The sequence below is a fragment of the Patescibacteria group bacterium genome (assembly GCA_041667185.1).
Taxonomy (GTDB): Bacteria; Patescibacteriota; Patescibacteriia; order SG8-24; family SG8-24; genus JBAYFM01.
Genome location: JBAYFM010000011.1, coordinates 46,105 through 55,229, shown reverse-complemented (window position 1 = coordinate 55,229; position 9,125 = coordinate 46,105). Strand labels below are relative to the sequence as shown.

The 9,125-nt window shown below is 57.4% G+C and carries 6 protein-coding genes, 2 tRNA genes and 1 rRNA gene; 6 read left to right on the top strand and 3 right to left on the bottom strand.

The window, feature by feature from the left end; translation table 11 throughout:
• Nucleotides 1-2,828 (bottom strand): 23S ribosomal RNA (locus tag WCT10_04625); the annotation flags it as partial.
• A gap of 432 nt (nucleotides 2,829-3,260) precedes the next feature.
• On the opposite strand from WCT10_04625, the gene WCT10_04620 reads away from it, so the two are divergent.
• Nucleotides 3,261-3,506, top strand: a complete 246-nt coding sequence (locus WCT10_04620) for a hypothetical protein (GenBank protein ID MFA6604086.1) — start codon at nucleotides 3,261-3,263, stop codon at nucleotides 3,504-3,506.
• On the opposite strand, the gene WCT10_04615 is transcribed toward WCT10_04620, so the two are convergent.
• Nucleotides 3,496-4,116, bottom strand: a complete 621-nt coding sequence (locus tag WCT10_04615) for an ATP-dependent Clp protease proteolytic subunit (protein MFA6604085.1) — start codon at nucleotides 4,114-4,116, stop codon at nucleotides 3,496-3,498. The two genes, WCT10_04620 and WCT10_04615, sit on opposite strands and share 11 nt — an antisense overlap.
• Nucleotides 4,117-4,283: 167 nt before the next feature.
• On the bottom strand, nucleotides 4,284-5,345 hold the full coding sequence (locus tag WCT10_04610; protein MFA6604084.1) for a sensor domain-containing diguanylate cyclase: 1,062 nt from the start codon (nucleotides 5,343-5,345) through the stop codon (nucleotides 4,284-4,286).
• A gap of 162 nt (nucleotides 5,346-5,507) precedes the next feature.
• Here WCT10_04610 and WCT10_04605 point away from each other — a divergent pair, with 162 nt between their 5' ends.
• From WCT10_04605 to WCT10_04585, 5 genes are all read left to right on the top strand, one after another.
• Nucleotides 5,508-5,978, top strand: a complete 471-nt coding sequence (locus WCT10_04605; GenBank protein MFA6604083.1) for a 23S rRNA (pseudouridine(1915)-N(3))-methyltransferase RlmH — start codon at nucleotides 5,508-5,510, stop codon at nucleotides 5,976-5,978.
• A gap of 109 nt (nucleotides 5,979-6,087) precedes the next feature.
• Nucleotides 6,088-6,173 (top strand) — tRNA-Leu (locus WCT10_04600).
• A 128-nt stretch (nucleotides 6,174-6,301) separates the two neighbouring features.
• Nucleotides 6,302-6,850, top strand: coding sequence for an alpha/beta fold hydrolase (locus WCT10_04595; protein MFA6604082.1), 549 nt, complete (start codon nucleotides 6,302-6,304; stop codon nucleotides 6,848-6,850).
• A gap of 152 nt (nucleotides 6,851-7,002) precedes the next feature.
• Nucleotides 7,003-9,012, top strand: a complete 2,010-nt coding sequence (locus WCT10_04590) for a lamin tail domain-containing protein (GenBank protein ID MFA6604081.1) — start codon at nucleotides 7,003-7,005, stop codon at nucleotides 9,010-9,012.
• 37 nt (nucleotides 9,013-9,049) lie between these two features.
• A tRNA-Gly gene (locus WCT10_04585) sits at nucleotides 9,050-9,124 on the top strand.
• Nucleotide 9,125: the final 1 nt, after the last annotated feature.

Sequence of the window (9,125 nt, the reverse complement as noted above, 5' to 3'; positions counted from 1 at the left end):
GGGACCTTCTCCAGCCCCAGGATGCGATGAGCCGACATCGAGGTGCCAAACCGGGTCGTCGATGTGGACTCTTGGACCCGATCAGCCTGTTATCCCCGGAGTAGCTTTTATCCGTTGAGCTTCGACCATCCTATATTGGATCGTCGGATCACTAACTTCCGCTTTCGCGACTGGTCGTCTTGTCGGACTTCCAGTAAAGCAGGCTTGTGCGTTTGCGCGTCCAGCTCCGTTTCCATCGGAGCTAAGCCTACCTTTGTAAACGCCTCCGTTACCTTTTAGGAGGCTACCGCCCCAGTCAAACTACCCACCAGCTACTGTCTCCTGTGACTGCAACGATCGCGAAAAATGTAAGGAACGCGCCCGGCGAACCGGGCAAGAACTTTTCGCGACCTGTGAAGTCACAGGATTAGAATTTAAATAACACAAGGGTGGTGTCTCATTGGCGCCCGAAGGCTCCCACCTACGCTGAACATGCGCAACTTAAATCCAATAGCAAGTTGTAGTAAAGCTTCACGGGGTCTTTTCGTCCAGCTGCTGGTAGAGAGCATCTTCACTCCCCTTGCAATTTCGCCGAGTCCATCGTTAAGACAGTTGCTCCCTCGTTATGCCATTCGTGCGGGTCGGAACTCACCCGACAAGGAATTTCGCTACCTTAGGACGGTTATAGTTACCGCCGGCGTTCATCAGCGCTTCGGTTCAAAGCTACATCCGTCTTGCGACGAGTTTCACCTCTCTCCTTAACGTTCTGACACTGGCCAGGCATCAGCCCCTATACATCGCCTTGCGGCTTAGCAGGGACCTGTGTTTTTGGTAAACAGTCGGAAAGCATACGCTTGCTGCGGGCCGTCTTTCGACGGCCAGGCCTTATCCCGAAGTTACGGCCACTTTTTTGCCGAGTTCCTAAACGATGGTTCTCTCGTTCGCCTTGGCACGCTTGTGCCCACCCACCTGTGTCGGTTTATGGTACGGTTTCCGCACGCGATAGCTCTAGAGACTTTTCTAGGCACCTCGTGCTTCCGAATTGCCAGCCTCGCGGCCGGCTTTCGACGAGCGCTTGATTTACGCTGCCGGATTTACCAAGCAGCCCTCTTGCGCCCTCGCGACGATCATAGCCGAAGATCGCTCGGAATTTCGATATGCGTCATCCCATCGACGCGTACGGAAGTGCTGGAATATTAACCAGCTGTCCATCGACTACGCCTTTCGGCCTCGCCTTAGGACCGACTAACCCTGGGACGATTTGCGTTGCCCAGGAAACCTTGGGTTTACGGCGTGAAGGGTTTTCGCCTTCATTTATGCTACTTATGCCGACATTCGCACTTCTCTGGCGTCCACCGGCCCTCACGGGTCCGACTTCACTCACCAGAGAACGCTCCGCTACCGCTCGCCCCTTGCGGGACAAGCCCTCGACTTCGGTACTCAGCTTGAGCCCCGGTATGTTTTCGGCGCGGGATAACTTGACCAGTGAGCTGTTACGCTTTCTTTAAATGATGGCTGCTTCTAAGCCAACATCCTGGTTGTATAAGTCACCCTACCGCCTTTCACACTTAGCTGAGATTTAGGGACCTTAGTCGGAGATCATGGGCTGTTTCCCTTGCGACTGATGGAGCTTAGCCCCCATAGTCTGACTGCCGAGCATTCGCGCGTGGTATTCGGAGTTTGGTAGGAAACCGTAGGATTACTCCACCGGTTCCCTTTCAGTGCTCTACCCCCACACGTTTCAGCGCTCAACGCTAGCCCTAAAGCTATTTCGCGGAGAACCAGCTATCACCCAGTTCGATTGGAATTTCTCCCCTAGCCACAACTCATCCCCATGTGTTGCACAGCATGTGGGTTCGGACCTCCCCAGGGTTTTACCCCTGGTTCATCCTGGTCATGGCTAGCTCACCGGGTTTCGGGTCTAGTGCGTGCCACCTGTCGACAATCAACTCCAGGCCGAATAAATCCGGCTCAGAGTTGAAAGTCGACTGCGCCCGTTAAGGCTCGCTTTCACTACGGCTCCACCCCCTCAGGGGCTTAACCAAGCGACACGCAGCTAACTCGTCGGCTCATTCTTCAATAGGAACGCTATCACCCCGCCAGGCTTGCGCCTGACTTGGGGCTCTAACTCCTTGTAAGCACACGGTTTCAGATACTATTTCATCGCCCTCCCGGGCTACTTTTCACCTTTCCCTCATGGTACTTGTTCACTATCGATCACAAAGAGTATTTAGCCTTGCGACATAGTCGTCGCTGATTCATCCGGGATTTCACGAGTCCCGGATTACTTACGTAGTTCTGCTACGGAGACGAGTTTCTTTTTACCTACCGGGCTATCACCGTCTTTGGCCGAGCTTTCCAGCTCGTTCGACTAAGAAACACGCCTTCGCCGGGGTGTTACGAGCGCCCCCAGCAGAACCCGATCTACACCTGCTCCACAACGACTCGCATCTTTATTTGCCACCCGTGGTACGAATATTGCTATCCGAACTCGGTGCGGCAAACCATGGAATAGGTTTGGGCTCCTCCCCTTTCGTTCGCCACTACTCAGGGAATGTAGCCGCTAGACTCAGACGCGCATGACGCGTTGCCGCGTTAAACGCGGCCTGAGACTAACGACTGAATTTTTCTCTTTTCCTCCGCTTACTGAGATGTTTCACTTCAGCGGGTACCCGCTCACCAGGTCACCCTGGATCGCGATCTGACTCAACGCCAGACCAGGTTTCCCCATTCGGACATCTCCGGATCAAAGGTTGCTTGCCACCTCCCCGGAGCTTTTCGCAGGCTGCTACGTCCTTCATCGGCCCTTTGTGTCGAGGCATCCACCATGTGCCCTTAATTGCTCTCTCACCACTGAAACACGAAAACGTCCTCGTCTTCGTGTCAGCTGTATTGTTGACGTTTAGACCTTCTCTCGACTTGCTAATTCAATTGTCAAAGTCCCTGGTGCGAACGTCTTTTCCGTGGCGTTCAGCCCCAGAAGTAGAGAACGAGACGCGCTGTCATCGTTGTCTGCTTACGAGGCCAAATCCGTGAACCCTTTAAAAAAGACCGCCTTCCAAGCGGTCGAAACTTACATCAACAATTCGGATGAAGTCAGCCGCTTGAAATTGATGAAACCTTGTTTTGCATAGTTTACGAACCGTTCGCGACAGACGACCTCTCAACCGGCTATTTGTGGACAATCGTCTATTTCGAACGTGGGTCCATTATGGACTAAATCAAAAAACCTGTCAAGACCCGCGGCAAGGGAGTGTCAAGATGGGGCTGGTGTGCCCCATTTGAGCTTAAAACCGCTGCTGCCGGGCAGGATATCCACTGATTGTGGACAAGCGCACCTTTTCTCCGGAGACCGCGCGCGGGCAATCAGCGCGCCGGGCGCAATGAGAACGATTGAAAATAATTATCACTATTTTTTCAGCCGCGAGGGCGCAGCCTCGAAGATTCCGGCCGCCGATAAAAAAACCGGCCAGGCGAACCCTGACCGGCTGGATCGCGGCGCCAGAACGGCGACGATCACTTCTTGACGAACGGAGCTTTCTGCATGATCGCGTCGGCGAGGCCGTAAGCGACGGCTTCTTCGGCCGACATGAAGTTGTCGCGATCGGCGTCCCGGCGGACCTTCTCGAGGGACTGGCCCGTATGTTCCGCAATGATCCTCAGCAAGCGCTCATTGGTCTTGTCCATGTGAGCCGCACGGATCTTCACGTCCGCGACCTGGCCTTCAGCGCCGCCGAGGACCTGGTGAATCATCACCTCGGCGTTCGGCAGCACGTAGCGCAGGCCTTTGGCGCCGGCGCAGAGTAGGACGGCGCCCATCGAAGCGGCCTGGCCCATGCAGATCGTCGAGACCGGCGCGTGGATGAGCTGCATCACGTCGTAGATGGCGAGACCGGCCGTGACGTATCCGCCGGGACTCATGATGTAGAGGCTGATCGGCTTGTCCCGATTTTCAGCGTCCAGGAACAGCATCTGAGCGACAATCAAGCCAGCGCTGGCCGGATCGACCTGGCTGCCCAAAAAAATGATGCGATCCTTGAGCAGGCGGGAATAGATGTCAAAGGAACGTTCGCCGTGCGGTGTCTGTTCCACGACCATCGGCACAAGGTAGTTGCTGTTCTCTTTCTGGTCTTTCATCGCTGTCCTCCTGGCGCGGATTGGCTTTGGTAAAAGAACGGGACTTAGCTCTTTCTTAAGCTATTGGCGGTCGATTGTCAACCGGCTGCCGCGCCAGCTGGACGCCCGCGCTATATATAAAGAAAGGCCCCCGTCCGAAAGTTCGGACAGGGGCCGGAGACCTGGCTCTAGCCGATATGCGTGCGGTTACGTCCCGCGCGCTTGGCTTCAAGCATGGCCATATTCGCCTGCTGGATGAGAACCGTGACTGTTTCCTGCTCCTGGTAGCGGTGCGTCTTCACCCCGATCGAAGCGGTGATCCGGACGTCCTTCTTACCGGGAATGCTGATCCGGATCTCCGAGATGCGCTGGCGGATGCGTTCCGCCAGGAGCTGTCCGCCAGCTTCGTTCGTGAGCGGCGCGATCACGGCGAACTCTTCGCCGCCGTAACGCGTCGCCGCATCGCTGATGCGGACGGTATTCATCAGCACTTCGCCGACCTTCTGGAGGACCAGATCTCCGATCTGGTGGCCGTACTCCTTGTTGAAGTTCCCGAAGAAATCGATGTCCAGGAACAAGAGCGTCATCTCGCGGATCTGGCCGCGGGAAAGCATATTGTACTCTTCCCTGATCTTGTGATCGAAGTAGCGGCGATTGTACAAACCGGTCAGGGCATCAGTGTGGGTCAATTTCTCGACCTCGGTGTTATCCTTGATCACGGCGACGATCGCCACTTCCCGACCCTGGTCGTCGCACACGAAATTCAACGTGAGCAGACCCGGGGTCATCTTGCCGCGCAAGCCCACGAACTGGGTGCGCAGGTTGCGGATCTCGCTGTTCTGGCAGAGCATCTGGCTCACGTCCGGACCATTGATCCGTACGCGTTCGGTGCAGAGCCGGAACAAGTTATCGCCCTTGGCCAGATCGGCCTCGATCTCGAAGATATCCTCGGCTCCCTTGTTGAACATGGTGATCGTGCCGCGCAGATCCGACACGATGATCGCGTCGCTCGCGGAATCGAACACATAGCTCAGCAGGGCGGGCTGCGCGAGGATCTGCTGCCGGGCCACGAGCCGGTCTTGGCGCGATCCGATATCGAGGCGTCCGAGCGCCGACTGCGCAAGCTTCAAGACGAAACCAGCGAGCCGGATCAAGACACGGCGGAACCAGCCCGGAGCGGAACTCTCGTTCCCCCGCGCTGTCGCTTTTTGGCGCTTGTTCTCACAAGCGTGGGCAACGATGCGTTCCATGATGACCTCCTGGCAACCCAGCAGCCGAAACGGCCCGATAGCTGCCTGATTGATTGTGAACGAACTCGTCTACCCGGAAAGCTGGTAAACATAATAAGTTAGCACAAACTTGGCTACTTGGCAAGATGTCTCGGTATCCATATAATCAGCCTGGGCTTAAATATGCTGAAAATCACTGTTCTGACGGTCGGAAAACTTAAGGAAGACCACTGGCAAGCGGCTCAGGCCGAATTCCTGAAAAGGCTGCGGCCGTTCGCCAAGATCGAGGTCGTGGAAGTGGCGGCGGCGCCGATCACGCCTTCTTTCGGACCGGAAAGATCCATGGCGGATGAGGCTGCGCGGCTGATTGCCCGATTGCCGAAGGATGCCGCGGTCATCACTCTCGATCGCCGCGGCGAAAAGACTGATTCCGAGAGCTTGGCGAAATGGCTCGAGACGAGCGGTGCTTCGGGCCGGCATCTGGTCTTCGTGATCGGCGGCGCGGCCGGACTCGACGGCAAGATCAGCACCTTGGCCCAAAAGAAGATCTCCCTCTCCGGGCTGACCTTCACTCACGAAATGGCGCGGATCATCCTGCTCGAACAGCTGTACCGCTCTGCGACCATTTCAGCGGGCAAGAAATACCATTATTGAGTGGGGCAATATATAATAGAGTGCAGGAGTGGAGGAGTGTGGGAGTTAAGATACGCAGCAACTCCCCGACTCCCTCACTCCTGCACTCTCTCGCAACACATTACACCGTGCGGGCGTGGCGAAATGGCAGACGCGCCAGCCTTAGGAGCTGGTTCCCGGAAGGGATTAGAGGTTCAAGTCCTCTCGCCCGCACCACGTAAAAACCGCAGCTTGTCTGCGGTTTTTACGTGCCCCATGGAGCCGAACGAAGCGAGGCTCTTTACGGGGCTTTCTCTATACGAACGCTGGCGCTCGCGCGGCACAGCCACTATAATGAAAGGACTATGAAGAATGCCACCGAGGTCGTGTTACTCCACGGCTACGCCGAAAATCCGACCAAGATCTGGTTCCCTTGGCTGCACCAATTGCTGGAAGAACGCAGCATCCGAGTCTGGGCGCCATTCTTCCCCGATCCGCTGAAACCAAGCTATAGCCGCTGGCTGAACATGGCGTCTAAACGTGCCGCCGACTGGGACAGTTCGACCATCGTCATCGGCCACAGCCTCGGCGGCGTCACCGCGCTCCGGGCTTTGGAATTCGCCGCCAAGAAACCGATCCGCGCGCTCATCACCGTCGGCTCGCCTTTCGCCGCCACCGTCAACCTGAAACCGCTGACGAACTTTTTCGAACATCGCGTCGACTGGGAGCTGGTGCGTTCGCGGGCGGAAAAATTCATCGCCATCCAATCCAAGAACGATCCGCTCGTGCCGTTCGATCACGCGATAAGATACAAAGAAGCGCTCGGATCAAGAGTGATCATGACCGAACGTGACAACCACTTCATCGGCAGGACGAACAAGGTGCTCTGGGAGACACTGAGGCGGATGTTGTGACCGAAATCAGCAAGGACCGGGCCTAAAAACCCGGTTTTTTATTGTCCGCTGAGCTAAAATCCGCGTCTGGTCCTGAAAATAGTGTCATTCATTTGACACTATTTTTCAGATACTGTAAGCAAAGCGCGCCTAATCCCCTAACCCATCGGCCTATGCGCCAACGTTCGCGGTTCGCGATACCCACCGTCTCGATCCTCGTCTTAGCGACATTCCTCATCGGCGCGACCGCCGCGGCTCAGACGGCTGATCTGGAACAGAACCCGTCCGTCTGCAGTTGTACCTGTGCCGACGCGACGGTCGTCGGCGAACCAGCGGCCACGGAAACCACGAGCGAAAATATCGCGACTCCGACCGAAACGACAACAACGACTACCGCAGATGCGGCAGCGATCACTAGCCCGTCTACCTTGCGTATCAGCGAACTGCTGCCGGATCCGGTCGGACGCGATACTGACGGCGAATTCATCGAACTCGAGAATTACGGGACGACGGACGCCAACCTGGCCGACTGCCTGCTTCGGATCCCCGGCAAACACGACTACACGTTACCCGAGATCACACTGGCGGCCCGCAGCTTCCATTACTTCCTTTTCGCGGAAACCGGACTGACGCTCACGAACAGCGGAGGGATGCTGGAATTATCCTGCGCTGAAAACCAGCTGGCGCGCGTCAGCTACTCCGGTCCGGTCGAAGATGGTTCGGCTTACGCGATCGACGCGAGCGGGATCTGGAGTTGGACGACCGGACCGACGCCGGGACAAGCCAATGTCTTTCCGGTCGCGGCAGCGCCGCCAACAGAACAGACAGCGGCCGCCGCTCCCGAGGCGACGCCGGTCGCAGCGGAAACCATTGAAACGACCGCGAGCGCAGCGACCGACAGAACGACCGCTGACGTCGCAACACCGGATCCGCCGCCGGCTGAAGTGACGGTGGCGATCAATGAATTCCTGCCCGACCCGATCGGCAGCGACGACTTGGAATGGATCGAGTTGCGCAACGACGGCGAATACCCGGTCGACCTGGCCGGCTGGCAGCTGGATGATGCCGAAGGGGGCAGTCGTCCCTACGTCTTCCCGGCCACGACCGTCATCGCGGACCACGGACTACTGCTCGTCGCCAGATCGTCGTCCGGCCTGGCCCTGAACAATAACGGCGATCAGGTTCGCCTATTCAATGCGGCCGGACAAATGGTCTCCGCCGCGACCTACGACCAAGCTCAAGAAGGCGATTCCTTCGCTTGGTCTGGCCAAATCTGGGTTTGGTCGGAACCGACGCCGGGGCTGCCGAATTCGGCCGTTGTCATGACTGCGGCCGCCACTGCTGATCCCGAAGCTGTCGTTTCCACGACCGAGGAAACGAGCGCGTCCGATGACGAACCGGCGGCCCCGCCGCCGCTCACCATCGCCGACGCGGTCGCGCTGGCGGAAAGCGACCAAGTGCTAGTGCGCGGCGTGGTGAATATCTCGCCAGGCGCGATTTCCAAGACGATCTTCGGAATCCAGGATCCGGACGGCAGCGCCGGCCTCACGGTCAGATTATACGGAACACCGGAGCGTCCGCCGGCCGTCGGAGACGAAGTTGAATTGACCGGGCGCCTAACGACCGGCTCGCCAGGGCCACGCCTCAGCGTGTCGGCCAAAACCGGCTTGAAAGTGATCCGGCCAGGAATGACTCTGGAACCACGCGTGGTTGGTTCAGCTGACCTACCTGATCTGGACGGACCACTGCTCGTGAATATTTCCGGCGAGGTGTCCAAGATCGGTTCGACCTGGTTCAAACTGATTGACGAAAGCGGCGAAACCGAACTCATGGTCCGCTACGCGAAAACATCGCCGGCGCCGCGGCTGAACCTGAACGACCGGATCGAACTGACCGGCGTGTTCCGGAACAGATCCGCGTCGCCGGAATTATTCCTGACGCGCTCACCCCGACTGCTACCCGCGCCAGTGATTGCGGAACCTGAAAAAGAAACGGCGCGTGCAGCCGATGCTTTGAATATCAATCTGTCTCCCGCCGTCGAGCTGCCAGCCATCCGAGCGGCCAACTGGCTCTGGCCGCTGGCCGCGACCGCAGCTGGAGCGGCGGTGGCGGGCGGCGCGTACCTGATTCGGCGGCGAAAATATCAATTCAGCGAAGAATTGGCCGCTGACATTGACAAATAAAGGCCGGCTCCCGTAAAATACCGCTTGCGTACACAACGCGGGTATCGTATAGCGGCTATTATGCCACCTTGCCAAGGTGGAGATGGGGGTTCAACTCCCCCTACCCGCTCCAC

What these genes read in the sequence shown, in the direction of transcription:
- WCT10_04615 (MFA6604085.1), bottom strand. Translation starts at nt 4,116, where the DNA reads ATGAAAGACCAGAAAGAGAACAGCAACTACCTTGTGCCGATGGTCGTG.
- WCT10_04610 (MFA6604084.1), bottom strand. Translation starts at nt 5,345, where the DNA reads ATGGAACGCATCGTTGCCCACGCTTGTGAGAACAAGCGCCAAAAAGCG.
- WCT10_04605 (MFA6604083.1), top strand. Translation starts at nt 5,508, where the DNA reads ATGCTGAAAATCACTGTTCTGACGGTCGGAAAACTTAAGGAAGACCAC.
- WCT10_04595 (MFA6604082.1), top strand. Translation starts at nt 6,302, where the DNA reads ATGAAGAATGCCACCGAGGTCGTGTTACTCCACGGCTACGCCGAAAAT.
- WCT10_04590 (MFA6604081.1), top strand. Translation starts at nt 7,003, where the DNA reads ATGCGCCAACGTTCGCGGTTCGCGATACCCACCGTCTCGATCCTCGTC.